The sequence below is a fragment of the Neobacillus sp. DZ-9 genome, from assembly GCF_059587065.1.
The window spans coordinates 1-25,808 of the sequence record NZ_JCAIOL010000011.1 but is presented as its reverse complement, the minus strand read 5'-3'; the positions used below and the strand labels follow the sequence as shown (position 1 = coordinate 25,808).

At 36.8% G+C, this 25,808-nt stretch carries 25 protein-coding genes and 2 pseudogenes; 13 read left to right on the top strand and 14 right to left on the bottom strand.

What is annotated here, in order from left to right:
* Positions 1–130: 130 nt before the first annotated feature.
* Entirely contained in the window at positions 131–304 is a 174-nt protein-coding gene (locus AC59HZ_RS24960; RefSeq protein WP_496548466.1) for a hypothetical protein, read from the top strand.
* A 449-nt stretch (positions 305–753) separates the two neighbouring features.
* Here the strand turns inward: AC59HZ_RS24960 and AC59HZ_RS24955 are convergent, their stop codons facing one another.
* Positions 754–2,220, bottom strand: a complete 1,467-nt coding sequence (locus AC59HZ_RS24955; protein ID WP_496548465.1) for a DUF11 domain-containing protein — start codon at positions 2,218–2,220, stop codon at positions 754–756.
* A gap of 725 nt (positions 2,221–2,945) precedes the next feature.
* Here AC59HZ_RS24955 and AC59HZ_RS24950 point away from each other — a divergent pair.
* Positions 2,946–4,142 (top strand): FAD-dependent monooxygenase, encoded by a 1,197-nt coding sequence (locus tag AC59HZ_RS24950; protein ID WP_496548464.1) that lies wholly within the window; start codon positions 2,946–2,948, stop codon positions 4,140–4,142.
* 683 nt (positions 4,143–4,825) lie between these two features.
* A complete protein-coding gene (locus AC59HZ_RS24945) occupies positions 4,826–5,689 on the top strand; it encodes an alpha/beta fold hydrolase (RefSeq protein ID WP_496548463.1) in 864 nt (287 codons plus the stop codon).
* Positions 5,690–5,950: 261 nt separating this feature from the next.
* Here AC59HZ_RS24945 and AC59HZ_RS24940 read toward each other — a convergent pair whose 3' ends face one another.
* From AC59HZ_RS24940 to AC59HZ_RS24930, 3 genes and pseudogenes are all read right to left on the bottom strand, one after another.
* The gene (locus AC59HZ_RS24940) at positions 5,951–7,330 is read right to left on the bottom strand and encodes a catalase (RefSeq protein WP_496548462.1); all 1,380 of its coding nucleotides are present in this window, start codon (positions 7,328–7,330) and stop codon (positions 5,951–5,953) included.
* 348 nt (positions 7,331–7,678) lie between these two features.
* Positions 7,679–7,859, bottom strand: a pseudogene (locus tag AC59HZ_RS24935) (antibiotic biosynthesis monooxygenase); the annotation flags it as partial.
* Positions 7,856–8,500: a hydrolase gene (locus AC59HZ_RS24930; RefSeq protein ID WP_496548461.1), complete on the bottom strand. Its 645-nt coding sequence runs from the start codon at positions 8,498–8,500 to the stop codon at positions 7,856–7,858. The gene AC59HZ_RS24930 and the pseudogene AC59HZ_RS24935, both read right to left, overlap by 4 nt.
* 264 nt (positions 8,501–8,764) lie before the next feature.
* Here AC59HZ_RS24930 and AC59HZ_RS24925 point away from each other — a divergent pair, with 264 nt between their 5' ends.
* From AC59HZ_RS24925 to AC59HZ_RS24915, 3 genes are all read left to right on the top strand, one after another.
* Positions 8,765–8,947 (top strand): hypothetical protein, encoded by a 183-nt coding sequence (locus tag AC59HZ_RS24925; protein ID WP_496548460.1) that lies wholly within the window; start codon positions 8,765–8,767, stop codon positions 8,945–8,947.
* A gap of 264 nt (positions 8,948–9,211) precedes the next feature.
* The gene (locus tag AC59HZ_RS24920; RefSeq protein ID WP_496548459.1) at positions 9,212–9,679 is read left to right on the top strand and encodes a hypothetical protein; all 468 of its coding nucleotides are present in this window, start codon (positions 9,212–9,214) and stop codon (positions 9,677–9,679) included.
* Positions 9,680–9,973: 294 nt separating this feature from the next.
* Positions 9,974–10,165, top strand: a complete 192-nt coding sequence (locus AC59HZ_RS24915) for a hypothetical protein (protein WP_496548458.1) — start codon at positions 9,974–9,976, stop codon at positions 10,163–10,165.
* Positions 10,166–10,544: 379 nt separating this feature from the next.
* On the opposite strand, the gene AC59HZ_RS24910 is transcribed toward AC59HZ_RS24915, so the two are convergent.
* The 5 genes from AC59HZ_RS24910 to AC59HZ_RS24890 all read right to left on the bottom strand — a co-directional run bounded on the left by AC59HZ_RS24910 (position 10,545) and on the right by AC59HZ_RS24890 (position 16,009).
* Positions 10,545–11,411 (bottom strand): EamA family transporter, encoded by an 867-nt coding sequence (locus AC59HZ_RS24910; RefSeq protein ID WP_496548457.1) that lies wholly within the window; start codon positions 11,409–11,411, stop codon positions 10,545–10,547.
* A gap of 177 nt (positions 11,412–11,588) precedes the next feature.
* Complete coding sequence (locus tag AC59HZ_RS24905) at positions 11,589–11,783, bottom strand: hypothetical protein (RefSeq protein WP_496548456.1); 195 nt, start codon at positions 11,781–11,783, stop codon at positions 11,589–11,591.
* A 403-nt stretch (positions 11,784–12,186) separates the two neighbouring features.
* Positions 12,187–13,293 carry an AbrB family transcriptional regulator gene (locus AC59HZ_RS24900; protein ID WP_496548455.1) on the bottom strand — a complete coding sequence of 369 codons (1,107 nt, stop codon included), beginning with the start codon at positions 13,291–13,293 and terminating at the stop codon, positions 12,187–12,189.
* 1,020 nt (positions 13,294–14,313) lie between these two features.
* Entirely contained in the window at positions 14,314–15,831 is a 1,518-nt protein-coding gene (locus AC59HZ_RS24895) for a COG4705 family protein (protein WP_496548454.1), read from the bottom strand.
* A 16-nt stretch (positions 15,832–15,847) separates the two neighbouring features.
* Complete coding sequence (locus AC59HZ_RS24890; protein WP_496548453.1) at positions 15,848–16,009, bottom strand: hypothetical protein; 162 nt, start codon at positions 16,007–16,009, stop codon at positions 15,848–15,850.
* 399 nt (positions 16,010–16,408) lie between these two features.
* On the opposite strand from AC59HZ_RS24890, the gene AC59HZ_RS24885 reads away from it, so the two are divergent.
* Positions 16,409–17,380, top strand: a complete 972-nt coding sequence (locus AC59HZ_RS24885; RefSeq protein ID WP_496548452.1) for an FTR1 family iron permease — start codon at positions 16,409–16,411, stop codon at positions 17,378–17,380.
* Positions 17,381–17,938: 558 nt separating this feature from the next.
* On the opposite strand, the gene AC59HZ_RS24880 is transcribed toward AC59HZ_RS24885, so the two are convergent.
* Both AC59HZ_RS24880 and AC59HZ_RS24875 read right to left on the bottom strand, forming a co-directional pair.
* Entirely contained in the window at positions 17,939–18,619 is a 681-nt protein-coding gene (locus AC59HZ_RS24880) for a YwrJ family protein (RefSeq protein WP_496548598.1), read from the bottom strand.
* 21 nt (positions 18,620–18,640) lie between these two features.
* Entirely contained in the window at positions 18,641–20,008 is a 1,368-nt protein-coding gene (locus tag AC59HZ_RS24875) for an arsenic transporter (RefSeq protein ID WP_496548451.1), read from the bottom strand.
* Between the two features lie 583 nt (positions 20,009–20,591).
* On the opposite strand from AC59HZ_RS24875, the gene AC59HZ_RS24870 reads away from it, so the two are divergent.
* From AC59HZ_RS24870 to AC59HZ_RS24855, 4 genes are all read left to right on the top strand, one after another.
* Entirely contained in the window at positions 20,592–21,071 is a 480-nt protein-coding gene (locus tag AC59HZ_RS24870) for a CBO0543 family protein (protein ID WP_496548450.1), read from the top strand.
* A gap of 200 nt (positions 21,072–21,271) precedes the next feature.
* Positions 21,272–21,610 carry a transposase gene (locus AC59HZ_RS24865; RefSeq protein ID WP_496548449.1) on the top strand — a complete coding sequence of 113 codons (339 nt, stop codon included), beginning with the start codon at positions 21,272–21,274 and terminating at the stop codon, positions 21,608–21,610.
* A 20-nt stretch (positions 21,611–21,630) separates the two neighbouring features.
* A complete protein-coding gene (locus AC59HZ_RS24860; RefSeq protein ID WP_496548448.1) occupies positions 21,631–21,813 on the top strand; it encodes a hypothetical protein in 183 nt (60 codons plus the stop codon).
* Positions 21,807–22,325 carry an IS3 family transposase gene (locus tag AC59HZ_RS24855; protein WP_496548447.1) on the top strand — a complete coding sequence of 173 codons (519 nt, stop codon included), beginning with the start codon at positions 21,807–21,809 and terminating at the stop codon, positions 22,323–22,325. Before AC59HZ_RS24860 ends, AC59HZ_RS24855 begins: the two co-directional genes overlap by 7 nt.
* Here the strand turns inward: AC59HZ_RS24855 and AC59HZ_RS24850 are convergent.
* A pseudogene (locus tag AC59HZ_RS24850) lies at positions 22,270–22,470 on the bottom strand (IS110 family transposase); the annotation flags it as partial. The gene AC59HZ_RS24855 and the pseudogene AC59HZ_RS24850 overlap by 56 nt on opposite strands.
* Positions 22,471–22,886: 416 nt before the next feature.
* Between AC59HZ_RS24850 and AC59HZ_RS24845 the strand changes: the two are divergent.
* Entirely contained in the window at positions 22,887–23,816 is a 930-nt protein-coding gene (locus AC59HZ_RS24845; protein ID WP_496548446.1) for a DUF1259 domain-containing protein, read from the top strand.
* 308 nt (positions 23,817–24,124) lie between these two features.
* Here AC59HZ_RS24845 and AC59HZ_RS24840 read toward each other — a convergent pair whose 3' ends face one another.
* Both AC59HZ_RS24840 and AC59HZ_RS24835 read right to left on the bottom strand, forming a co-directional pair.
* On the bottom strand, positions 24,125–24,487 hold the full coding sequence (locus AC59HZ_RS24840) for a transposase (RefSeq protein ID WP_496548445.1): 363 nt from the start codon (positions 24,485–24,487) through the stop codon (positions 24,125–24,127).
* Between the two features lie 6 nt (positions 24,488–24,493).
* Positions 24,494–25,252, bottom strand: a complete 759-nt coding sequence (locus AC59HZ_RS24835) for an IS110 family RNA-guided transposase (protein WP_496548444.1) — start codon at positions 25,250–25,252, stop codon at positions 24,494–24,496.
* A gap of 230 nt (positions 25,253–25,482) precedes the next feature.
* Between AC59HZ_RS24835 and AC59HZ_RS24830 the strand changes: the two genes are divergently transcribed.
* Complete coding sequence (locus tag AC59HZ_RS24830; protein ID WP_088087141.1) at positions 25,483–25,671, top strand: hypothetical protein; 189 nt, start codon at positions 25,483–25,485, stop codon at positions 25,669–25,671.
* Positions 25,672–25,808: the final 137 nt, after the last annotated feature.

Sequence of the window (25,808 nt, the reverse complement as noted above, 5' to 3'; positions counted from 1 at the left end):
CACTCCCAAACCAATATGCTAGACTTTGATAAAACATAGGCGCGATGAATAGGCAACTATGTTTTTAGGGTTTATATTGTTAGCCAAAGGGAAAGATAGTAAGGATAACTTGGAAAGGGAGGAATGAAATATGGATGTTCCATTAACATCAAAGGAAGTCATTACTCAGATCCAGAAGTTACAGAAGCAAGGTGATTCTCTACGTAAAAAAGAGGTAAAACAACTTTATCCTGATTTAATGCGGAGTGCTTTGTATTACTACCCAAGTTGGCAACATGCCGTAGATGAAAGTCAAGTAGGTTAGAAAATTAAATTTCCATCAAAACAATCATGAAAATGAACTCTGCTAACAAAAAGGTTTCGATTCCCTCGAAGCCTTTTTGTCTTGCTTTATTCCAGTACTTGTTATTTTTCAAAGCTGGGAAAGTTGTCGGATGGTTTGGGTGTTTTAATAACATCGAAAGGTGAAAAGTACGATTTTGTTTCTAGAGCTTTTTTCCGAATTAAATGTGATATACCCTTGCAACTCCTTAAACTTGTCCTCCCCCTTCTACTCTATAGTAGTAAGAATTGGAGAAAGACTTTCTCTTTTATGCTAGTTTCTGTAATCAATTAAAAGAGGGTTCTCCTAAAGAACCCTCTTTTTGCATACGATTTAAATGCTTAAGATGATGCGGTCTTAGTAATTAATACGTCGACCAATACCGAAATCCGTTCTCATGCACAATTGCTTTTTCTTTCTTAAAATATATTTCAGTTATTAACCGTGGTGGTTTCCGAGTCCGAATTGTTGGCTGGATTAGGATCGAACTGATCGCCGGTTACCACGGCCGCATTGTTGATGGTTGGGACTGAAGCGGCGGTAGGGGTGACAACGATATTAACGGTCGCCGTACCTCCGCTCGCTAAGGTGCCGAGGCTGCAGGTGACAGTGCCCGCAGCAAACATGCACGTTCCCTGGGAGGGATTGGAAGAAACGAAGTTCACAGAACCAGGCAGTGTGTCGGTCAATAGTATGCCCGTTGCCGTGTCAGGTCCACCATTGGCGACCGTTAGCGTATAGGTTAAGTTCTGTCCCACCGTTACTGGATCCGGTGAATCGGTTTTCATCACGGATAGGTCCGCTGTTGCAGGATTAACCATGGTGGTTTCCGAGTCCGAATTGTTGGCTGGATTAGGATCGAACTGATCGCCGGTAACCACGGCCGCGTTAGTGATGGTTGGGACTGAAGTTGCTGTGGGAGTGACAACGATATTAACGGTGGCCGTCCCTCCGCTTGCTAAGGTGCCGAGGTTGCAGGTGACAGTGCCTGCAGCAAACATACACGTTCCCTGGGAGGGATTGGAAGAAACGAAGTTCACAGAACCAGGCAGTGTGTCGGTCAATAGTATACCCGTTGCCGTGTCAGGTCCACTATTGGCGACCGTTAGCGTATAGGTTAAGTCCTGTCCCACCGTTACTGGATCCGGTGAATCGGTTTTCATCACGGATAGGTCTGCTGTTGCAGGATTAACCATGGTGGTTTCCGAGTCCGAATTGTTGGCTGGATTAGGATCGAACTGATCTCCGGTAACCACGGCCGTGTTGGAGATGGATGGGATTGAATCTGCGGTAGGGGTGACAACGATATTAACGGTGGCCGTACCTCCGCTCGCTAAGGTGCCGAGGTTGCAGGTGACTGTGTCTGCAGAAATCGTGCACGTTCCCTGGGAGGGATTGGAAGAAACGAAGTTCACAGAACCAGGTAGTGTGTCGGTCAAAAGTATGCCCGTTGCTGTGTCAGGTCCATTATTGGCGACCGTTAGCGTATAGGTTAAGTCCTGTCCCACCGTTACTGGATCCGGTGAATCGGTTTTCATCACCGATAGGTCCGCTGCCACAGCTGGAGGAAGAGTGGCGATAAAATCCAGTATATTTTCAAATTTGAACTGGAGTAACATTTCCTTCTTGACAACTGTACGTAACATTTTGTTTACTGCTCGGTTAACTTGTAATAATTCAGCTAAACTTCCAGCTTTAATGAGTGGATTTACTACTACACCATTTTCATCTACAAGTGTACCAATAGCTCCTTGAAGCTTTTCTGCTTCAGCATTAATGATATGGGCTAGTCCAAGTTCTTCAAACGCAATACTCACAAGAAGTAAAAGTGCCACCTGTTCCGAGTCTAAACCCTCGATAGGATTTATACCTTCTTGTGGAGTGTTTGGAAAAGACAAAATACATTCTCCTTTTCAAGTTTTGTGTCAATGAATAAAACATATCTTTTTATTCTATATAGGATATTCCAAGAGCGATGAAATGACTAGATTTTATCCCTATGGTATTAGTAGATTCATTTTTTTTTTTTTGAAATATTCCTTATTATAGTAATTTTGCTGTTGACCTTGGTAGCGATGATCAAGCCTTTATTAGAGGGTTACCATGGAAAAACCCCCTAATATACTAAAAAGGAGTATTTTAAAGACTTTGGGATTGTGAAGAATTCTCTTAAAGTATCGGATGCGTTTCTGAAATAAGAGGAACGCTTTTTTTCCTTATTCAAGTAAAGTGGAGGTTACTACAATAAGAATTAGAGATTCCCAATATTACATTAACAATAATTCCGATTAATTCCACTCCAATAACAGACAGCCAACCTTTCATGAGGTTCACTCCCTTTTAGGAAAATATACGGTACGAAAATGTGTAAAATATTATACTTATTAAAACCATTCATACTAAAAACTGTATTGGAACATGCCAAATGAGAAATAAAACTGGTTGGAACTTTTTTATTAGTGGTAGTTTAGTTGAACAATCGTCATTAGCTCTTATTCAACATTCGGTCCATTTTGTTGAATTATTATATTCCTATTCTTTTATTTTTGTAAATAAGTAAAATTGGCCGTGAATATACTGTGGATGTTAAGACTTTAAATAGGATAGGAGTGAATAAGCAATTATGAAACAAACGATGCGCGTCCTTATTTCTGGTGCGAGCATTGCTGGTCCGGCACTCGCTTACTGGCTTCACCGCCACGGATTCGACGTGACTGTAATAGAACGTGCTCCAGCATTGCGCACGGGTGGTTACGGGGTTGATATCCGTGGTGCAGCTATTACTGTGCTTAAGGGGATGGGTATACTCGATCAAGTTCGTGCAGCTGACACGAACATGACTGGTGTTTACTTCGTGAACAGCAAAGGCAAGATCGAAGGTCAAATAAGCGAAGCAAGTATGGGGAACCAGCAGGGTCTGGACATCGAAATCATGCGTGACGATCTTAGTAACATTTTGCACGATTTAACCAAGGATACGGTTGAATACATTTGGGGAGATTCGATTACTGCTATACATGAGACTGAAGCTGGTGCAGAAGTTCAATTTATTCATGCCAAGCCACAGACATTTGACCTGGTCATCGGTGCGGATGGTCTCCATTCAAATGTGCGCACTTTAACTTTTGGCGATGAAGCACAGTTTAAACGTACGCTTGGCTGTTATATCTCGATTTTTGCCCTCGAGAATTACCTCCACCTTGACCACCGCCAACTGTTATATACGATACCAGGCAAAACTGTAGGTATGTATAGCGCTCGTGACAATACCGAAGCAAGGGGTATGTTCTTGTTCCAATCAGAGGCATTGAAGTACGACCGCTATGATACAGAATCTCAAAAAAAACTTGTAGAAAATGCCTTCTTAGGCCATATAGGTTGGGAAACCTCGTATCTACTCAAAACCATGAAAGATGCGACAGACTTTTATTTTGATGAGATTTGCCAGATTCACATGCCGACATGGTCAAAGGGGCGGATTACATTGATAGGCGATGCGGCGTATGGCCCGTCACCTCTATCGGGTCAAGGATCTAGCCTGGCGCTTGTGGGGGCTTTCGTATTAGCTGGTGAACTTAAAGCTGCAAATGGCGATTTCACCCGTGCATTTGTTGCTTACGAACAAAAAATGAGAAAGTTTGTTGAGAAAAATCAAAAAATAGGACTAATAGCTGCCGGGAGTATGATTGAAAAATCAAACTTCAAAATCTTTCTTCGCAATGTAATGATTCGCATACCCACCATTATGGGCGTACAATTTAAGATGATTTCGAAAATGATAGCGAAAGCTGCTAACGGGATAGAGCTGAAAAATTATTGATTTGGATAGTTATAAAGGAGTTTTAGCCTAGCATTAATTTATTGGTTGGAGTGTTACTATCAACAAGTGACACGAACAAAAGGCTGTTAGTAAATAAATTTTTTAATAAAAATGTAAGGAAATATATTGAATGTTCCGAATATTACTAGTTAAATCTACTAGTTAGGATGTGTTAATTCTGGAAGCTGTTATTTTAAATGAAACAAAAACTTTTACCCTTTTCGGTTTTTCCAAACTTCATGTTCAAAACAAAAACACGAATATTGAACAGGGATACAATCATATCTATGACTGTGACATTAAGGATCTCACTGACAATATCTCATCAGCGAAGGGGAATTTGGGCTTTAAAGCGATTTCATTAGTTTTGTAGTAAAGGTTACTGAATAAAAAACAGGAAAACACCAAGTTACTCGGAATTTCCGATAATCATAAGTGATGTCCTGTTTGATCAAGCTGCCATTTTTGGCGGCTTTCTTCTTGTGCGACAGTAGCATATCGACTCGTAAGGAAATTTAAACAATCATGTGAATTTTTCTAAAGTTGATTCAAATTCCCCAGTGGCAAAATTCAAAAGTTGCTAGAGGAACTCAAAACGTAAATAACCGAAAAAAATGCTAAGCACCTCCCTATCTGCATATAAAAAGATAGAAGATTACTAAAAGCTGAGAGGGGATGGATAGATGGTAAACTACAACATTGCAACAATAGACAGCCTGCGTATTTTTTACCGGGAAGCAGGAAGCCGCAGAAATCCAGCGATTGTGCTGCTCCATGGTTTTCCGAGTTCTTCCCATATGTTCCGAAATCTAATTCCATTTTTGTCCGACCAGTTTTATGTCATTGCACCCGATTATCCCGGCTTTGGAAACAGCAGCATGCCTGCTCCCGATAAATTTACATACACGTTCCATAACATTTCGCTTGTAATGGAAAAGCTGCTGGATCTTCTTGGCATCAGGCAGTCAGTTTTCTACGTTCAGGATTATGGGGGTCCAATTGGCTTCCGAATTGCTGTTCGCCAGCCGTCAAGGGTGCTTGGATTTGTTATTCAAAATTCCGTTGCTCATGAAGTGGGACTTGGCAAGCCGTTCGATCTATTTAAAGCTTTGTGGAAAGACAGAAACCCAAACACTGAAGCAGCATTGGGAGCCTTGCTCACCTTTGACTTCACAAAGAAGCAGTATCTTACCGGTGCTTGCTCCCCAAATCTGATCAGCCCGGACAGCTATTTGATGGATCAACTCTTCTTGGACCGACTGGGAAATGCTCAAATTCAATTGGAACTTGCCTACGATTATCGAAAAAATGTAGAACAATACCCCGTTTGGCAGCAGTATCTGCGCACGAATCAGCCTCCAGCGACAGTTATCTGGGGGAAAAATGATTTTATTTTCACTTTGAATGGCGCTGTTGCCTTTAGCGAAGAACTGTACAATGTGGATACCCATCTTCTTTGCGGTGGGCACTTCCTTCTTGAGGAGCAGGCTTGGCAGGTATCACAGATAATTAAAAGTTTCTTTTATTCAAGGCTATTTGTTCAATAATATAAACGCTATTCTTTTTTTTTATTATGTTCAATACTAGAAGCAATTTTTCCGAAATAGAATTTCTTTGGATTTGGGTTTTTGCAGTGATATATTAACCATTATTTTTCCTGAAAAACCTGAAAGTTGAGGGGAAAATTCAATTCAACAATTGTAGTATTTGTGAAAGTATACGGTTATTAAGAACATGGTGGAAATTAATAAATTTTATACAGAAAAACGTCATTTTAATCGTAATAATGACGTTTTTTAATCTTCTTATCACTTTTTCATTTCAATCTCAATTCTCTTTGCTAAGTCAGATGATACTTTATTGAAATACTCCATAACTTTCTTTCTAATATCGTCAGATATGATTTTCATATCACTAGCTAAATTTTCGACAAGATGTTCTTTTTCTATTTGAGTTAACCTCGAATAGAATTCACCAGCCTGCCCAAAATCGTCTCGCTTTGTTATAGAAGTTCTTTCTAGTTTGCCTTCAACATATCTTCCATCACCACTTGTAATTTGATTAGCTGGTGTCCAATTTTGCTGTTGGTTAACCGGTAATTTACGAAATTCAGCTCCAATTCTTCTTCTTTGAGAATCACTATAAATAGTGGCACGGCCTTGCAGTATTTTATCATCAGATAATTCTGCGCCGTCTAGTAAATTAGAAGGGGAGAAGGCGACTTTTTCTACTTGTTCCATATAATTATCAGGATTTCTATTTAATACCATTTTGCCTACTGGTATTAGGGGATACTCTTTTTCATCCCATACTTTTGTATCGTCTAAAGGATCATAAGAAAGATTTGCTTCATCTTTTGGGTCCATGAGCTGGACATATAAGCCATATTCCACCGGTTTACCACCCGCAATCGCATCGTATAAATCTTTACCAGCGTAATCAGGATTTCCAGCGGCTAGTCTATTTGCTTCTTCGCGTCCAATGTATTGTACACCTTCAAATGGGTACCAATGGTATTTAACGTACTTTCTAATACCTTGAGCATTTCTCCAAACATATGTATTTACACTATGTCCTGGAATGTGGCGAAGACTTTTTACCGTACCAGCATCAGAGTAAAAACGTACAACAAAATGAATCGATTCAGGCGCTCTTGCTACAAAGCCCCAAAACCTATCAGGATCAATTAAATTATTTTTTGGTGAAGGTAAGACTGCTTTAATAAATTCCGGAAATCGTATCGCATCACGAATAGAAAAGACAGGAATGTGATTACATAAAAGGTCAAAAACGCCTTCTTCTGTATAAAATTTTGTAGCAAAACCACTTACATTTCTAGATGTATCAGGTGTTCCTTTCGTACCGACAGCCAACGAAAAGCGAACCATAACAGGAACTTTCTGATTAGAATTTTGTAAAAAACTCAGTTTTGTATGTTCGGACATCGAATATATCGTTTGAAAATAACCAAATGCACCAAATCCTTTTACATGAACAGGTCTTTCTAAAATCTTTTCATGAATAAATTCTTGTAAGGTTTCGTGTAGTACACCATCTTGTTTAAGTATTGGTCCCCTAGGTCCGATCGTCTGGGAATAAAGTTTTTCTGGCTTATTGGAGAGATCTCGATTCTCATAATGGCTTTCCTCTAATAAAGTTTGCCACTGTTTATGATGTTTTTCATTCATAATGTAAGCCCCCAAAATTCAATTTTCATCAATCGTTACTAAATATGATTTTTAAGGCTCGAGTATGTATCTTCTTCTTTTATTTTCAATATTCATTAGAAATATAGTTTTTGAAAGTTAATAGCATTTTTCAGGGAATTGCAATATAAAGTGAATTTGAATCGATGTGTGAAAAGACCGCTAGTTAAAGAAAACTCCTATGCAGTGGACCTTTTTGAACAGGTAGAATTATGAAAAGATGAATATGAAGAAGGAGAAGCTTCTTTAAATAGAAGCTTATTTTTGTGAGATAAAAGGAACATAACTTTTTTAAGCCTTTCAAATAAACGTAAGAGGTTAACTATTAGAATTTACGCCCAAATGTCCGGGAAATTTAGTAGCGGCAGTTTCGATTTCATGTCTCCACGCTTCAAACTGTTTTTCTCTACCTTCTTGAATTTCCCATGTAACAATCGTTGGTTACTGGACCGCCAGCATCTATCGTGTTCCCTGTATGAGTTACTCCGTCAGTTACTCCTTCTTGTTTCATATTTTTCTGCTTGCAGGCGCGCCATGTACCATAGTATATGCGTATTCCACGCCTTGACCATAAGCGCCAGTGTGTTCTTTTACAATTTCCAAAACAGCATCATAAGTGTCTTTGCGTGCCCAGTCACGTTGGTATTCAAGTAAAACTTGAATTGCTGACACTGGAATTGCTCCAGCTTGTTCTACACGACGCATAGCAGCGTTATGTGCTGTCAAACTAGTACCACCTGAAGCATCTTCAACTGCATAAACTTCATAGCCAGCTTTAATTGCTTCAAGCACAGGGAATGCAAGGCAAACTTCAGTCCAAAGTGCTGCAAATATCAATTTCTTTCTACCTGTTGCTTTAACTGCCTCAACAAATTTTGAATCTTCCCAAGAGTTCATTGAACTACGTTCTATAAGGTTATGTTCTGGGAATATGTCAAGAATTTGTGGCCAAAAATAACCAGAAAAGCTGCGTGTTTCAACTGTAGTTAGAATAGTAGGTACGTTAAAAACTTTTGCTGATTTAGCAAGCAATATAACGTTATTAAACAAAGTTTGTCTGTCAATGCTTGCAACTCCAAAAGTCATTTGAGGCTGAAAATCGATCAAAATTACTGCACTATTCTCTGGTGTTAACAATTCTAAATTAGTCATAATAAAACACCCCTTTTTTAATTTTGTTTCAAACAAAATAATTTTTAGAACAAAATTACTATATTCTAAGTTGCAATTTTTTATTACATTGGAATAAATTTGAAGAACATTGGTTTAAAAACATAAATGAATTCAGAGATATTTCGGCAAGTGGAAATAAAATGTTGTACTTTGTTGGAAAATTGGGTTTGTAGTCTAAGGGGATATTATCCAAATCTACAACCTTTTTATAAATGCGAAGGCGATGGATGCGGAGAGTACTTTATGTCAACAACCATTACCCTTCGAACATGCAGATTAAGGGAAGAAGATTGGTTTTCCTTATTGGAGAAGGATTATAGATACGAATATATAATCTACAATAACAGCAGGGTGAAGCGGTTCTTAAGCAGTGAAAAAAATGTAAAAATGATTACAAGTATGGATGTGAGAAGGAGAAATTCATAAGTTTAGTAAAAGAAGAGCATGCCAGATTTACAAGGTTACGATAATTTTAAAAAGTGATTTTAGACAGGATAGTAGTGCATGAAGGGAACTTGTGAAACATTATACTTACACTAACTGGTGCAAGAGTTGAAGATCCGGCTGCCAGTTTTGGTGGCTTTTTCTTATTCAGCTAACGAAGCAGGATAGTTAAAGAAGAAGATACATTTTATTTAGCAATACAGGACAAGTTATATGTATATAGTTAATACTGAGAGGACTTATAATATGGTTAAGGTGGTTATTTGGTCTATATTTATTATTCCTTGGATTTCTTTGGTCTTTTTAGACCGTTCAGCAATTCGAAGATATATGCCTGTTGCTCTGTTCGCCACAGTGCTCAACACAATATTGGCACAAATGGCTTGGACATATAACTGGTGGAAATTTAAAGAGACTCTTTTTAGCTGGGACAAAATAGCACCATTATTTACTGTATATGGCATATTCTTGGTCGGTACAATATGGATATTTTATTTTACATTTCGTAAATTTTGGATATATATTATTGTTAATTTAATAATCGATCTCTTTTACGGGATGGGTCTTACTAAAATGTTAAACAAGCTAGAGATAAGAGAATCTGGTAGTTTCACTCCACTCAAAAACCTTTTGACAATGACAATACTAGCCGTCATTCTATATCTTTATCAGTTATGGCAGGAAGATATCTACGATAAGGAAAAAGTTAAGTAAATTTCACTCGATTCCTTTTATAAAGAAGGACTTTTCTTCAACTAACTGGATGCAAGAATTGAAGATTCAGCTGCCATTTTTGGCGGCTATTTTTATTGTGCTAATGGAGCAGTTTAGTGAAATAAGAAAAACTCATATAAAGTACATTTGATTATTTGTTGTGCTATGGGGACATAATTAGTAAATTAATTTTTTAATCAAAATGTAGGAAGTGATAGTGAATGTTCCGAATATTACTAGTTAAATCTACTTCATGTTCAAAACAAAACTTATAGTGATACGATGTTTGAATTGATGAATCAAGTATGGGAGGAGGTAAAAAACAAAAAACTCTCCCACAAAGGTATCAATCATGTGGTTTATGATTTTGACCACATGATGTTTGTTGGGATTGAGTTGAACACTCTTCCAGAAGAAGATACTCTATTAGAGAAGAAAATTGTTAATTTGGAAAAATACGCCTATTGCAAACATATTCAAACTTGATAATGTTGCATGAAGCTGTTCACAGGCTCTTACATCTGAAAGATGTAACAAAATCAAATCTATGCTTGATGTTTTACAACTAAACAATACGCAAAAGGAAAAAGTCAATGGACTCCGAAAACTATGCAAACATTATTCGATTTGATTTGAAATAAAAACTAAAATACTTACTTAACAAAGACATAGAATTGAATGAATTGGATTTGTTGGAACGCCGTATGCGGTGAAAGTCGAACGTACGGTGTGAACAGGGAAAGGGTGCGATAGCTTCAAACCCTTACCTATCTGTATCAATAAGTGGAGACGCTTTTTTCTTATTCGAGTAACTGGCAGAATCGTAAAAGAAAAAATAGAACCTGTTATCCTAGACAAGAATAATCTAGATAATCAGCAACGCCGTTCCAATTGCAATTAGAATTGCACCTGCAATTTTGTATTTCGTTGGTTTTTCTTTTAAAATAATAAAGCTTAGAATAATCGACAGCACCACGCTAAATTTATCAATTGGAGACACTATACTCACTTTCCCAAGTGCAAGTGCTCCAAAGTAACATAACCAAGACAAACCCGTTGCTAAACCTGACATTAACAGGAATGCAATGGACTTTTTTCTAATCCCTCTTAGCTCTTTATAGGTTCCTTGAAAGAAAACGATTCCCCATGCAAAAATAATAATGACAACTGTTCGTAAAAATGTAGCAACAATTGAATCTACGTTTTCAACCCCAATTTTCGCCAATATATTGGTAAGAGCAGCAAAGATAGATGATAGGACGGCAAGATAAAGATAAGATTGGCTTCCAGATACTTTCTTCTGTGTAACCTTTTTATTGTTCCCGATTAATACAAAAGTACCTATTGCTACAATGGTACCCCCTGAAACTACTAAAATATGTGAAGGTTCACCCAGAATAAGAAATGAAAATATGAGGGTTAACACAATACTGGAATTATCAATCGGAGCTACTTTTGATACTTCACCAATTTGAATGGCTTTAAAATAGCATAACCAAGATAAGCCAGTCATCAACCCTGAAAGTACAAGAAAGAGTAAAGCATGCAAAGATAATGTAAAAATACTGCTGGTTTGCCCAGTAATAATAACCATCAGAAATGCCATGAATAAAACGACAACTGTTCGAACCGCAGTGGCTAAATTCGAATTAACATTTTCTATACCAATCTTTGCTAGGATGGATGTAAAGGATGCAAATAATGCAGCTAATAATGCTAATATAATACTCATCTAATCACTCTTTTATTTGTTTGTTTATTATTTAACCTTATTCTTACTTACACTATTAAAGTATCATTTTTATAGATTTTTATATAATTTAACTCGCACCATATTTGCATATTTTTTTAAAAAGCTTCCTTATTTTCGAATATTTCCATTAAACCATTTTCTAGTAATGTTACCATTCTATAAGCATTGTGTTGATAATATAACAGTCCAATAAACAGGAGGAACATATTTCTTAACAAACAATTGAATGGTTAAAAAGATAGCTAAAATACCTATGAAAAACAGAAATGGGATTAAATAATTATCATCTGTTCCGGGAACAGTAACCAAATCGCTACCTGTTTCTCCTAACGTTGTTGCGGCGATCTTCATAATCCAAAATAGGAGTGTCAATTGAGGAATCTTGTTAATGGACGAGTTTACAATTTTTTTGCATTTGATATTTAAATTTTCATTCCCCTTTTAATTTTTTAAAAATTCCAATATATAGTCTCATATAATTATTAAAGAAAGCTTAATAAAAGCTGAAAAAAGGCTTACCAAAGCTGAATTTTATATGTTTATTTTACGGATGCACAATTTGGGGTACGAAAACGATTCAAAGAATGAGGGATTATTATGGGAAATTAATCCAAAAGTGAACAATTAAATGTTAAAGAAATTATTCCATTAAAGGGCCAGCGCGACAAAGGGAAATTAGGGTAAAAGAAAAACCCCTGATTATATTTTCATTTAGGGGTGTAAGTAGTCAATAAATCATGTGAGTTTCTTATTTTCACAATTGAATCGGTTCACGGTTATTTAAAAACCGGAATATTGGAGGTAACAAGAGTAGAATAGTGATTAACCTTAATGATTGAACAGCTACAACAAAAGTTGAATCCGCACGAAGAGCAAGCGCTGCGGTTGCCATCTCAGCCACTCCTCCAGGAGCGAAGGCTAGAATACAGGTTACTAGTGGAATCCGTGTCGTGATAGAGATTAGGTAGGAGCATAGGAGCATGGTGATCACTAGAAAAATGGAGCTTAGTAATCCTACGATAACGATTTTACCTAAACCTTTGAACATATTCTTATTTACCCGTGAACCAATACTGCTTCCAATCAAAACCTGAGCAAGGATTATCAGTTCATGAGGCCAGAAAGTTGCTCCGGCATGTCTAAATAAGACAGGGAATATCAATTGAACAATTGCCGCGCCTAGCATACTTCCCACAAGCCAAGGGGCAGGCATCTTTATTATTTTGCTGAGATACGCTCCAGCCAGTGCCCCGAGCATGATAATTCCGGTAAAAAACAATGACTGGAGGGAAAAGGATCCTTGATGGCCCTCTAAATCGATTGCTACCGTTCTAGTTGTAAGGGTTCCAGCGACAAAAGGGATAACCCCGACAACCAGTAAAATACGCAGTGTTTGAATAATACTTACGACAAATGCATTTGCGCCTACCTCTTCTGCAATTGTCGGCATCGCAGAGATACCGCCAGGAGTGGTGCCAAAAAGGCTGGTCATCATATTTATGTTACTAAAGCGCCATAATAAGATCCCCGAAAGAAAGGCAACCGCAATGGACGAAATCACCATTAATATAATAATGAAAAAATAGGCTTCAAAGGTATCCATAATGGAAACGTTAAAGCTTTGTCCTAACTCAATACCTAATATTGCTTGTCCAATTTGCCGCCAATAAGGGTGGATGCCATTTTTCTTTATTTGAGTTTGAATCCATTTAGTAGGTAAGGAGGACAGAAGTGTAGCAAATATTAAGCTTCCCATCATCCACGCAATCGGAATCCCTGAAATCGAAAGAATAAGTCCGCCAATCATGCTAAAAAGAATATAAAGGGTATTTTGGGGAAAGGTGTAATATGTGTTTCTCATCCATTTTCTACTTCCTTTTTGAGTGAATTCGTCAATTAGATAATGTGCCCAAAAAGCGATAGACTTAATCAAAAAATAAAAAAAGCCTGTCTCCTTTAGCGGTGTTTCCCTCAATTCTTTGCAGTCCGATTTTTCCAAAAATGGATACTAATGTTCTGAAACCGCGGACAAATTCGCAAAACGTCAGTTGATTTCTGCACAATTTAAGATTTTTGTTGGAAAGGTCATAATCCTACTATATCCAAGAATATCAAGTTTCAAAGGTGAATTACATTGTCTCAGGATTGCCTTTTACGAGCTTACCTATCAGTGCTTCTAAAAATATTTTAATGAAAACTAAGGATATATTGGAAAATAAAGGAGAGTTCATTACTTTCCAGTATAGCCAATTTAAAAAAGAGTTCTTCGAATCCTTCTTCACTCATATTGAGGTGAAAAAGGTACATTGGAATGTTCCTCCTGCCTATGTATTTATTTGTCGGGCATAACATTGAAAGCCACCAAAATGAGAATTAAGTCGTTAGGTACCTTTATAACTGTTGTTTGAGTAACTTTTTTCAAATTCTTCGATTCCAAGTAACAATATGTTCATTTTCTTTAGCACTTGCGGTTTTATTGAGTCAGCATAAAAGTAGGATTTGGTTTGGTTTAAGTCATCTCAAGTATTCAATCCAGTTATTTTCAATTTGCAGTGTAACTCCCAAAAAAGAGCAGTTCATTTGAACTGCTCTTTTCTTTTCACTGATTATTTACAGTAGGATTTACCTTGTTTGGAATCATTTTTTGTTTCATTGCTTTTCTCATTGTCAAATAACGAGCAGCGAAATAAGAACCCAATACATAGATAACTGCTAGTACTTGGAAAGATATTGTCTCTACGGTAGGGAATATACCGAACCAGACTCCCGCCAAATTAGGAATATTAATATTGATGGAAGTGGTACTTATCCAACCAGCAAGGGGGCAGTTTAATAAGAGTTCTATTTAAAAAGGAACCGCGATTGGCGATTCCTAAGATTATTATTTATTTGCTGCGTTTATGGTACTAAGTGAATTGTTAAGTGCAGATTTGCAATGGCTGACATCAGGGTTTGATGAACGAACTGCTGCTAATACAACGTCAATCGTTCCATCAATTTTCGTCCATGTTGTGCCATCTATTTTTCGAAGCTTAGGTTCCTGTGTGTCCCATTGATGTTCTAATTCATCTGCCCCTTTTTTCGCTGAAGCAAAATCATTTTTGTTTACAGCGTTTAGTATATCATTTTCGATTTTTGCAAAATCGTTTAACTGTCCAGATAATGTAGTTTGTGAAGCACCAGATTTTGATGTTGATTTATTTGCCCCTTTTAAGACACTAAGTGAATTAGTAAGTGCTGTTTTGCTTTGATTAACATCAGGTTTTGAAGAACGAACAGCTGCTAGCACAGAGTCGATTGTTCCATCAATTTTTGTCCATGTAGTGCTATCAATTTTTCGAAGCTTAGGTTCTTGTGTATCCCACTGATGTTCCAATTTATCAGCGCCGTTTTTTGCTGATGCAAAGTCGTTTTTATTTATCGCGTTTAGCATATCATTTTCAATTTTAACAAAATCGTTTAATTGACCTGCTAAAGTAGCTTGCCCTGCAGCACCTTGGGATGCAATATAATTACTACGCCAGTTGTACCCACCTATACCAACAACTAAGAAAATTACGAGTACAACAATCGTTTGTGTTAGCACATTTTTCTTATTTGCAATACTTTGGTTTGTTTCCGCTATATCAATTTTAGCATTTGTATCAATTTTGGAAACGGCAAGGAAAACGATGATCGCTAAAATTGCGATAAGAAAAATCACACTTGTAACGGTTGTCCCAAGTCCTAATCCTCCATTTACTTTTGGTTGAGATAGGTAATCTCCAAGTGACGCTCCAAGCGGACGAGTTAAAATATACACGATCCAGAAAGCCAATACTCCGTCAAGTTTCAAAAATTTATAAGCTAAGAACACAAGAGCAATAATAATAACAACGCCTATTCCTGTATTAAGATAACCAAAACCAAGTTGTTCTGAATATAAATCGCCTACCGCTGTTCCAAGTGCAAAGGTGAAAAGGATTGTAAGCCAGTAGAAAACTTCTCTTTTTCTAGTAAAAATCGAGTGGATCGATAGTGTTTTTTCACTAAGATACCAAAATAGAAAAGTCAGTCCTAGTAGCACCGAGAAAACAACTGTACTAACCTCAAGTGGTACGCCCATATTATCTGTCAAATTATCCGTTACCAATGTTCCAAATACGCTTATAAGAACAACCGTTATCCAGTAAATGACTGGAACATATTTGTTTGCTTTAAATTGAAAAAACAATGCAATAAAAAACGCAACTCCCATAATAATGGTAGTAAAAGTTAAACCAAGTCCAATGTTGAAATTGATGAAATCAGCAAATGTTTCACCAACAGTTGTACACAACACTTTGATAATCCAAAAGAAAATTGTCACTTGTGGCACTTTGTTAAGTAAAATTTTCATTTTATTTTGGTTTTCTTGCATATATAATTTCCTTTCTTTAAAGTGGTTTCCCACTTAATTTAATTTCTCTCTTTAAATAAGGATACCCAACTAAAACCAAGTTTAGCATTAAGGAGATCTGCGCTGTTTCTCCCACAGTGGTTGCCATAATCTTGACGATTCCAAAAAATATGGTGACTTCTGATTCTTTACTTATCATTTACCGACCTAAAAAGTAGTCATTGTTACAAAGCAATTTCCATCTCTTATTATCATTTGAGAGGATGTTTAGTCTCTACTATATTAGAAATGCGGGGGCTATGTATTAAAAACTAATTAAAATTAACTTAAGTGAATATTAAGTATAAGCAGCATTTTCTTATTGAATATACGGTGCAGGAGTGTTGAATACTTCTTTAAATTTTGAGTGGCTGAAAATGTCACTCTTTTTTTTGGAAAGTAATTTTTTATTTTTGATAAATACTAGCTTTAGTAAAAAAATTAAAAATAGATTAAATTTCGAGTATTTCATTGACTCATATTTTTGTATTAGATAAAATCAATTTATTCTAATTGAAAAAGATTATCATTATCAGTTTTAGGGAGTGTATAGATTAAAATGTTCAGGAAAATCTTTAATTTAAAAACTATACTTATTACATTTTCTCTACTTGTAGTAATTGGTGTTATCATATGGCAAGGTGTCCATTTTCATGGTAATCCAGACCCAACAGCGAAAAACATATCACCGGAGGCAGCTATTATAAACACTGCTATACTAGTATTTAGAGAAGGACTTGAGGCTATTTTAGTTTTATCCGCCATCATTTCAGGATTAGTTCGTAAAAAGCAGGACAATCTATGGAAACCCATCTCAATTGGAGCAGGAGTATCCTTTTTAGCTACGATTGCTACATGGTTTATTGTGGTTGCAATAATTGCAGCAGTAAACGCTTCAGAGTTGAATATTCAAGCATTTACAGGAATTTTAGCAGTATTTGTATTACTTATTATCATGAATTGGTTCTTTCATAAAATTTATTGGACTGGTTGGATAAGTCTTCATAATAGAAAGAAACAACAAATTACTTCAAACAATGATGAAAATGTCCAGACCGCTACTTTTTGGTCGTTATTCATTATAGGTCTTACATCAGTTTACCGTGAAGGGTTCGAAATAGTTCTTTTTCTTCAGAATCTAAGATTAAAAGTAGGCTCTGATATAATTTTGCAAGGAGCATTGATTGGTTTGGCATTAACTATGATTGTAGGTGTTTTAACTTTCCTTGCTCAACGACGATTACCTCATAAAAAAATGCTGGTATTTACAGGTGCTCTCTTAGTAGTGGTTCTTGCTGTAATGGTTGGAGAAACTGTTCAAGAAATGCAATTAGCTGGATGGATTGGTACAACAACAATTAAAGATCTTTATATTCCAGATTGGGCTCAAGTATGGTTCTGTATATTCCCAACGGTTGAGACTTTATCTTTTCAAGCATTAGCTGTGATTTATGTATTAGGGTCCTATTTTTTACAACGTTATTTAACAAAGAGAAAAGCAATTAAACAAAAAGTGATTCCAACAATCTAAGTTTGATAAGTGGCTGAGGATTCACTTAAACAACTAATTAGCTGTTTAAGTGATATTCCGCAATCGGGCGCATTTCTTTAATAAGAAGGCGTCTTTTTATTGCTTTTACACCTTTAAGGGATTAGATTTTGTTAGGTATAGAAAAGATTGTGAAGATTTCCACTTAAACTAAAGAAGCAGTTGAAGAACAAATGAACAAATATGTTAGTAAGAGTGATATTCGAAAGTTAATTTTTTTGGTGTGCCAATTTAGCTTGATTTTACTAATGTTAGTGAAGATAATACGACAAAATTTTTTTTACCATGAACAAAATATAAATCAAAAACATATCTTAACATTAGGTGGTACACCATAAAAAAGACCGCGGCTCGAAAGACACGGTCAAAAAAACAACTGTAGAAGTGAATGAGTAATCCATCCTGGTCGGCAAACTTGGTGGATTATTCTTTTTGTTTGTATTGACAAAACATGTGAGTTCACCTACCTCCTTATTTTTGGGGTTAAATTTGAGTATTAGCAAGCTGAGTATTAATATGCTTAGCATTAACATAGTTTTGTTACGGTAATTGTATGGTTTTTATGTGCTCTAAATTCCGATATACTGTATCTCCTTCAGCTGTAGAAAGAATCGCTTTGTTATTTCGAACCTTTTGGAGTAAGCCGATTTTTTCAGGATTGTTTCCGACATCCATAATCACTAGTTGATTTTCCAACCTTTTCAACTGTTCATCAAAAGATCTGGCTAGTGAAGAGGGAGGTGGACTTAATTGAAACTTCTGATGATCTAAAGAATACGGTGTTGTATTAGGGAGATACGGAATTAACATTTTTACATGATTCATCGAAATAAACATGGTTTTGTATATAGGGGAGTGAAAAACAAAATAGTCGTTCATAATGCTGGTTACATAGCCATGAATGGATTTATTTCCTGTCACATAAACCTGGACAAACAAACCTTTAGCAACAGTTAATGCTTTTCTAAAGGATATAACATCCGTTTCAATCGGTTTTTCTGGAGGAGGGTCAGAAGAGAAATCTTCTTCGTCTAAACTAGTTTCTTTCAATCTTTGAACATGATTAAATGGAATGTAGAGGAAGGAATGGTTTTTGCCATCGTACATGACGATGATGTCTAGTCCACTATCTAACAGAATTCCCTTATGAAAATTTCCTCCTGAAAGTTCAACTTCAATTTTTTTTCCTATTAAATCAACAAAATCTATAAGCACTTTAATTCTCCTTTTTCTCAAATAGTCTTATCGTTGAAGAACGCCACCAAAAAGCCAAGAAACCCAATAATATAGAATAACTAAGGTAAATAATGTAGCTGGCGGGATAACAACCAATGTGATTTTAATATACTGCCACCAACTGATCATTACTTTCCCTTTCCTTACGATATGCATCCACATCAGCGTAGCAAGCGTTCCCATTGGAAGTAGTAACGACCCCATGTCGCTGCCAATTACGTTAGCTAAATAGGCAATTTTCAATTCGAGTAAACTTAGATTCATATGCGTTAACGTGAGTGTTCCGACCATGAGAGCTGGGTGATTATTAAAAATATTGGAGAGAACAGATAGAAGTACACCCATCATGACACTTGCATGCAGCAGGCTTCCAGAAACGATTGGTTGCATGAAATTGATCAACCAGTCCGTTAAACCAATGTTATTGAGACCGTAAATGATGGTATACATACAAAAGGCGAAAACGATAATATACCACGGCGTTTTTTTCAGCATATCGGCAGGGGATACTTTTAAATATGCCCATCTCCAACCTAAAAGGATAAGAGAACCAATGACAGCCATCAGAGAAACAGGTATGTTCACAAAGGAAGCGACGAAGAGGCTGACACGGACAGCAAATACGAATAGTAGAACGTTTCGCATAAATCTTGAACGAGCTTTTTCCGATGCATGTTGAATTCCTATACGTGGTTTAAGTGGATGGTAAGAAGAGCTTGTCAGACCTGAAACATTAGAAGGAACGGTTTTCGGCAAGATTCTTCTAAATCGTAGGAACAGGAGAACAACAAGCAAAAGTAAACCAAGAGTTGCTGGAACAAACATCATCGCCGTATGCAAATACAAACTCATATGCACGATTTTTAGAGCGATTAAATTTACAATGTTACTTACACCAATTGGAGCACTCGAAGCAGTCGCAATTAAGGCTCCAGACAGCAAATACGGAATTTTTTGATGGTTTTTTAAGCCCATGTTGTTTAATAACATGACTAGGATTGGAGTAGTGATTAAGATACTTCCATCGTTATTGAAGAAAAGTGTCATGAGAAAACATAACAGATTGACGTACCAGAATAAACGAATTCCTGACCCCTTTGCCATGGCAGCCAGTTTTTCTGCCACCCAATTAAAGAAACCAAAACTTTCTAAAACAATCGCCATGACAATCGTTGCCATAATCGTAATGGCGGCACCACTTATGGTGCTTGAAATTATACCCAAGTCTGTTAAGGAAACACTTCCACTTAGTACGACAATTACCGCACCTATTGCAGCAGGTATAGCTTCATTGATCCCTCTAGGTCTCCAAAGAATAAATCCGAGGGTAACCAAAAAAGTGATGATGGTTATCCAAACGGTTAAATGACCCATATTTTTACTCCTTTCATCTAGCTAGTGATTCAGGATGTTTCCCTGAGACGACGTTACCTCCATGTTTTGCTGACTCCGCTAATGTCCCTCCCTGCCATTTATCTCTCTGTGTTTTTTGTTGTACTGTATTTATATGTATCCAATATAAGACAGGCTTTGGGTTTGTACCCGTTTTTCAATAAATCAACTAGAGTCTAAAAAATTTTACTTGTAATTACATGTATCGTGACAGAATCAAGTAGCAAAAATAAAAAGCGAAGCATAGTCAGCTCCGCTCAATACGATTTATTCTTATATTTAACCTACTGCTTGTGTTTTTAAGAAGCATGGAATTTTTCTAGGTTGTTTAACCAAGTAGATTGTGAAGAATTGTACTGAAAGTAACGGGTCCAAGAGTTGAAGAGCTAGCTGCCATTTTGGTAGCTTTTCTTTTTTTCTAACGGGACAAGTAAAAGGATGTAAAAAACATCACAGAACCATCCTCGGATTCGGAAGTATTTCATCTATTATTACGCAAATAAAAAGAGAAACTTCTGATAATCCTATGGAAGTAACCTTTACATAAGAAATTAGGTGTTTTTCCATGTGGTACTGGTACATAATTGTCTCAGCCGTAATTTTCATGTGGATAGCTTGGAAGGTTCCAAAACCACTTCCTCCGTTGGAGTATTATGCAACGGTTGCAACATGTCTATTAATCGCAGAAATAACAGACAGATGGACAGATAGATATAGCTTATATGAATTCTGGGTAAGGAAATACATTGATCTACCTACAACCTTTATGATTTTATTTATCTATGCTCCTGCTGCTGTTATTATGATAAGCAGGTATCCATTCAATGGCAGTTGGAAAAAGAAGCTAACCTATATTTTGGCATGGTCAATCTTTTCCAGCTTCTATGAATGGACATATGTAAAGATGGGGTATTTATATTATCCACATTGGAACTGGTGGTACTCCACTATTTCCTACCCGTTCCTTTATGGATTCATGTTTTGGCATTTAAAATTCGTTCACTGGATAAGAGAAAAGTCTAGACAGGCTAGTAAGTCTAATTAAAAAGTAATCGCCGCTGCGATACTTTAAAGACATCATTTTCCGATTCAGCTATTTTTGTCACAGAAGGGTATCCTCATAGTTAAGTAAAACAACAAATGAAAAAGACTGCTGTTCTGATATTATCCCCTTTAGGTAGACAGTGTTAAAAAGCCCATGATTTTATCATGGGTGATACACTACTACTTGGAGGGGATTTTTCTATGGCTGTGAAGGGACAGGCGTTTCAACACTATACAGAAGAATTTAAGTTGAATGCAATTGAAATGTATATTAATGGTGAAGGTAGTTACAAATCTCTATCTGCCGATTTGGGGCTTCGTAGTTCAACCCAGTTAAAGAATTGGGTGAAGAAGTTTGAGGATGGCAAGAAGCTTACCGACCAAAGAGGAACCCTTACATCAGATAATCCCTTTAAAGGGCGACAAAAAATAAAGTTTCAAAGTGTAGAAGAAGAAAGGGATTATTATAAGGCTCAGGTTGACTACTTAAAAAAGCAGTATCCAAATCTTCACGGGGAGGTGAAATCAAAAAAACATTGAGATTTGAAATCATTCATGAGATGAAGGAGTCGTACCCTATTATCTGGCTAACCGAAATAGCGGAGGTGCATCGATCCAGCTATTACAAATGGGTAAAAACCATTGAAGTCCGTGAAAAGAAAAAGAAACAGGATCAGGGTTTAATGGACCAGATGCTTTCCATCACCTCAAACATAAGGAATTTGGCTATCCTAGAATGGTGATTGCCCTTAAGGAAGAGGGGGTCGAAGTAAACCATAAGAAGGTTTATCGATTAATGAAGTTGATGGATATTCAGTCGGTGATTAGAAAGAAATGGAGATACTTCGGCAAAAAAGGGTCTAAAGTGTTCGCTAACTTGGTCAACAGAGAATTCAAAGAGAGAAAAGAGAATGAAGTCCTGGTAACTGATATCACTTACATACCGTTCCAAAATCGGTTTTATTACCTATCTGTTATTCAGGATCTCTATAATAACGAAATTGTTTCGTGGAAGTTATCAGATAGAAATAACATGAAATTGGTTTTGGATACAGTGGAGGACCTTAATAAAAAAAGAAACGTGCACGGAACCATCCTCCATTCGGATCAGGGATTCCAGTACACGTCTAAGAAATACAACAAACGATTAAACAAATATGGCATAAAGGGCAGCCACTCTCGCAAAGGAAACTGCCTGGATAATGCCCTGTTGATTCTAAGACTATTGGTGGTTTCTTTCCTGATTCAGTCTTAATTTCATTTAAAAACTCTTCAAGTAAGCCTAGCCCCTCAATAGTATGAGCTATTTTAAAGCTCTTACGATACGGTTTGCCCTTATCCAAAAACCCTTGTACCTGACTTTCCCCTTTTGACACATCCAGACCAACGACTGGATTCATACTAAATCTCCTCCTAAGCTAGTAATTTACCAGTACCCCTAATTCCTCCATGCAGTGTCACAGCTTCGCTTGTTATACGAGATCTATGTCCCAACCAGCCTAAACATGTTTCTACAAGTAGGGGGCGAACGGTTTAGTTGACGGGATCAATGCCCCACGAGCAGTTACGTTCTACCCTGGCTACTGTAATATTAAGACCAAATAAAATAAGGTCAACCAGAAATATTTTCATATCTGGTTAACCTCATAATACGCAGGTTAGTTGAACAAGGAATTGGATAAATATAGTGATAGAATGCCATGTAAGTAAGAATAAGTGATGGGAGATCTTTGTTAAAAATTTAATGTGCAATAAAAGCAAAAAATGGGAATTATAATAGGATAAAATCGATTATACACCCAAGGAGACTTATACCATGCACATACGAAAATACATGATAATAACCTCTTTATTAGTTGTTGTTTTAATTGGTAATTTTACAGCGAGTACCTTAATCCATGCAAAGAACTTTTCACCCTACCGTTTAGCTACGACTGATCTTTCATCACAATGGAAACTTGTAGAGAAAGAAATAGGAAAAACAGGTGAATTGAGGAAAGATGAGATTTTTTATATCAGCCTACCACGAAATGATGTGAAAGTAAGCGTCAAGGGTATGCCAATACGCACAGGATTAGCATTAGGGGGATGGGTGGCTTTTAAACAAGTAGAAAACCAAGCGATGGTTATGGGTGATTTGGTTCTAACGGAAAAAGAAATTGAACCAGTTATGACTGAATTGCTTCAACAAGGAATTATGATAACTGCGATACATAATCATTTATTAAATGAATCGCCTCGGATAATGTATATGCACATTGAGGGACATAGTAATGCAGTTCAATTAGCGAAAGCGATTCGTTTAGGTTTGAAACAAACCAAAATAAATCTGGTTCAAAAAGGTGCCTCTTATTCCTTTCCAATTGATAATCAAAAATTAGATAAAATCTTTAAACATAAAGGTACCGTTTCGAATGGTGTTTATCATGTAAGTATTGCTCGGTTAGAAAAAATAATGGATAACGGAATAGAAATTCCTTCTGCTATGGGAGTTGCAACAGCAATACATATGCAGCCTACTGAAAATGGGAAAGCAGCCATAACTGGTGATTTTGTGCTTACTGCTGAAGAAGTAAATCCAGTTGCAACAATATTACGTAAACATGGGATCGAAGTAACTGCTTTACATAATCACATGTTAACAGAGAATCCACGTCTGTTCTTTATGCATTTTTGGGCAAATGACGATCCTTTCAAATTGGCAAATGCTTTGCGTGAAGCCTTAGACAAAACTCATAGTATGTAGATTTTCATTAAAATAGATTGTATAGACAGTGAATTTTACAACGAACCCCAATTATTTATATTACGAATAGGATATATTTTAATTAGCCGTTCTTGTTCAACTGATATGCGTGGGTTGGTTACCACATTTCACTCCATCCGTCACGGAGCGGCCTCGGACTAACGGCGCACGTTCAGTCTGTAGACCTAGTGCATAGTTGAACATGAGGGTTCTCCTTCCCGGGGGTTTGCCTTCGAGCCAAATCTTCAATTTTCAAAAACAAAATATTATTCGATAAAAAATCCATCAAATAGTCTTACTTACACTACCTATGCAACCTTCAATTCACATATTTGTTTATCCTCAATAGCACATGCGATAGCCCAAATAAAGCCAAGTAATTCTCTAGCGACAGCAACAACGGCTACTTTTCCACCTTTTCCTTTAGCTGAGATGCGATGATATTTCAAATGAAGACGGTGTTGAGCTTTCCAAGCAATACGTGTTGCCTCTGGATCTTGTCCTTCTTGACGTTTAAGCAATTCACCTTTAAGAGATGGTCGATGGCGATAAGACCAACAAACTTCTACTATGGAACGACGAATTTGAGAGTTTCCGGTTTTAGTAATTGAACCTTGCCAACGACTAGACCCGCTTGAATATTCCTTCGGAACAAGACCGGCATAGGACATTAATTGTCAAGGACTTGAAAACCTAGAAAATCTTCCGATTTCCGCAACTAATGTAACTGCAGTTACTTCAGCAACTCCTCTTAAGGTTTGAAGTGCTTGAATGACAGGAGCATGTTCACTTTGAATGGCTTCTTCATGGATCTGAGCTTCGATCCGTTTCATACGATCTTCCACTTCATAGATTGTATGGAGATATTCTTGAAAAACAATACGATGAGAAGCTCTTTCAAATGTTAATTGTTTTAACCATTCGCGGTGTTTGACAGACCAATTTCGGACTCCTTGCGGAGGACGAATTTCATGACGAAGTAGGAAATGAATAAGTCTCTGCCGAGAACTTTGTAAATCCTCACGGGCATCATGACGAGCTCGAATTAAGTCTCTCAATGCTTCATGATTTTCGTCTGGAACCCATACAGAAGTAAGCTCTCCAGCACGAAGTAGCTGAGCTAATCTAATAGAATCTCTTTTATCTGTTTTCACACGATCGCCAGATCGCTTTGGGATAAGGGAGGGTGCCACAACCAAACATTCAATTTCCATTGAAAGAAGTAATCGGTAAATTCCATACCCACTAGAACCTGCTTCATAACATACTAATAGGTTTTCAGGATCTCCTAATTTTTTCATTAGTTTGCGAATGTCTTCTGGTTTATTTTGAATAGTTCCATGAAATCTTGGTTCAACACGACCAGGATCAGCAATCGCAACAGCAATTGTATCTTTAGATACGTCTAAACCAACAAATTTTTGTACATCCTTCATATTATACGGCTCCTTTTCGTGTGTAGCCCTACACTTGGTTTTATTTTAGGCTAGTAACATTATGACCAAGTGCAACCTACGTTAAGCGATGGGAGCCGTTTCGTTCATTATGACTAACGGGTGCTTTAGTTGAAGAAGCCATAAGGACCTAAATGGTCCTTTTTATATTTGGTAATAAAATACGAATTTCATTTATTGTATTGGAAATACTATCTGTCGAGGTGAAATAAATGAGCAGATTTAAAGTTGTGTTTGAAAATACAATCCAAAGTGGTGGGTTTTCATTGGAGCAGTATTTGATAACATTACATCAAGAAAAAGATATGTTGGATTCATTTGATGGTCATGATGATTACGAGTTGGACATGAGGTTATTTGAAGGGGAGATTCAGAAAGTTAACCGATTGTTGGAGAGCTAAGGCTCTCTTTTTTATTTATAAAATAAAGATTTTATTTTCTTCTTCAACTAACGAAGCAGGTTAGCATTCCTGTAGATCGTTAAATATCAGGTTTGAAAAAAATAGAGCCCCTCAGTAAGATACGAGTATAGAGACCA

What these genes read in the sequence shown, in the direction of transcription:
- AC59HZ_RS24960 (WP_496548466.1), top strand. Translation starts at nt 131, where the DNA reads ATGGATGTTCCATTAACATCAAAGGAAGTCATTACTCAGATCCAGAAG.
- AC59HZ_RS24950 (WP_496548464.1), top strand. Translation starts at nt 2,946, where the DNA reads ATGAAACAAACGATGCGCGTCCTTATTTCTGGTGCGAGCATTGCTGGT.
- AC59HZ_RS24945 (WP_496548463.1), top strand. Translation starts at nt 4,826, where the DNA reads ATGGTAAACTACAACATTGCAACAATAGACAGCCTGCGTATTTTTTAC.
- AC59HZ_RS24940 (WP_496548462.1), bottom strand. Translation starts at nt 7,330, where the DNA reads ATGAATGAAAAACATCATAAACAGTGGCAAACTTTATTAGAGGAAAGC.
- AC59HZ_RS24930 (WP_496548461.1), bottom strand. Translation starts at nt 8,500, where the DNA reads ATGACTAATTTAGAATTGTTAACACCAGAGAATAGTGCAGTAATTTTG.
- AC59HZ_RS24925 (WP_496548460.1), top strand. Translation starts at nt 8,765, where the DNA reads ATGTCAACAACCATTACCCTTCGAACATGCAGATTAAGGGAAGAAGAT.
- AC59HZ_RS24920 (WP_496548459.1), top strand. Translation starts at nt 9,212, where the DNA reads ATGGTTAAGGTGGTTATTTGGTCTATATTTATTATTCCTTGGATTTCT.
- AC59HZ_RS24915 (WP_496548458.1), top strand. Translation starts at nt 9,974, where the DNA reads ATGAATCAAGTATGGGAGGAGGTAAAAAACAAAAAACTCTCCCACAAA.
- AC59HZ_RS24910 (WP_496548457.1), bottom strand. Translation starts at nt 11,411, where the DNA reads ATGAGTATTATATTAGCATTATTAGCTGCATTATTTGCATCCTTTACA.
- AC59HZ_RS24905 (WP_496548456.1), bottom strand. Translation starts at nt 11,783, where the DNA reads ATGAAGATCGCCGCAACAACGTTAGGAGAAACAGGTAGCGATTTGGTT.
- AC59HZ_RS24900 (WP_496548455.1), bottom strand. Translation starts at nt 13,293, where the DNA reads ATGAGAAACACATATTACACCTTTCCCCAAAATACCCTTTATATTCTT.
- AC59HZ_RS24895 (WP_496548454.1), bottom strand. Translation starts at nt 15,831, where the DNA reads ATGCAAGAAAACCAAAATAAAATGAAAATTTTACTTAACAAAGTGCCA.
- AC59HZ_RS24890 (WP_496548453.1), bottom strand. Translation starts at nt 16,009, where the DNA reads ATGATAAGTAAAGAATCAGAAGTCACCATATTTTTTGGAATCGTCAAG.
- AC59HZ_RS24885 (WP_496548452.1), top strand. Translation starts at nt 16,409, where the DNA reads ATGTTCAGGAAAATCTTTAATTTAAAAACTATACTTATTACATTTTCT.
- AC59HZ_RS24875 (WP_496548451.1), bottom strand. Translation starts at nt 20,008, where the DNA reads ATGGGTCATTTAACCGTTTGGATAACCATCATCACTTTTTTGGTTACC.
- AC59HZ_RS24870 (WP_496548450.1), top strand. Translation starts at nt 20,592, where the DNA reads ATGTGGTACTGGTACATAATTGTCTCAGCCGTAATTTTCATGTGGATA.
- AC59HZ_RS24865 (WP_496548449.1), top strand. Translation starts at nt 21,272, where the DNA reads ATGGCTGTGAAGGGACAGGCGTTTCAACACTATACAGAAGAATTTAAG.
- AC59HZ_RS24860 (WP_496548448.1), top strand. Translation starts at nt 21,631, where the DNA reads ATGAAGGAGTCGTACCCTATTATCTGGCTAACCGAAATAGCGGAGGTG.
- AC59HZ_RS24855 (WP_496548447.1), top strand. Translation starts at nt 21,807, where the DNA reads ATGGTGATTGCCCTTAAGGAAGAGGGGGTCGAAGTAAACCATAAGAAG.
- AC59HZ_RS24845 (WP_496548446.1), top strand. Translation starts at nt 22,887, where the DNA reads ATGCACATACGAAAATACATGATAATAACCTCTTTATTAGTTGTTGTT.
- AC59HZ_RS24840 (WP_496548445.1), bottom strand. Translation starts at nt 24,487, where the DNA reads ATGTCCTATGCCGGTCTTGTTCCGAAGGAATATTCAAGCGGGTCTAGT.
- AC59HZ_RS24835 (WP_496548444.1), bottom strand. Translation starts at nt 25,252, where the DNA reads ATGAAGGATGTACAAAAATTTGTTGGTTTAGACGTATCTAAAGATACA.
- AC59HZ_RS24830 (WP_088087141.1), top strand. Translation starts at nt 25,483, where the DNA reads ATGAGCAGATTTAAAGTTGTGTTTGAAAATACAATCCAAAGTGGTGGG.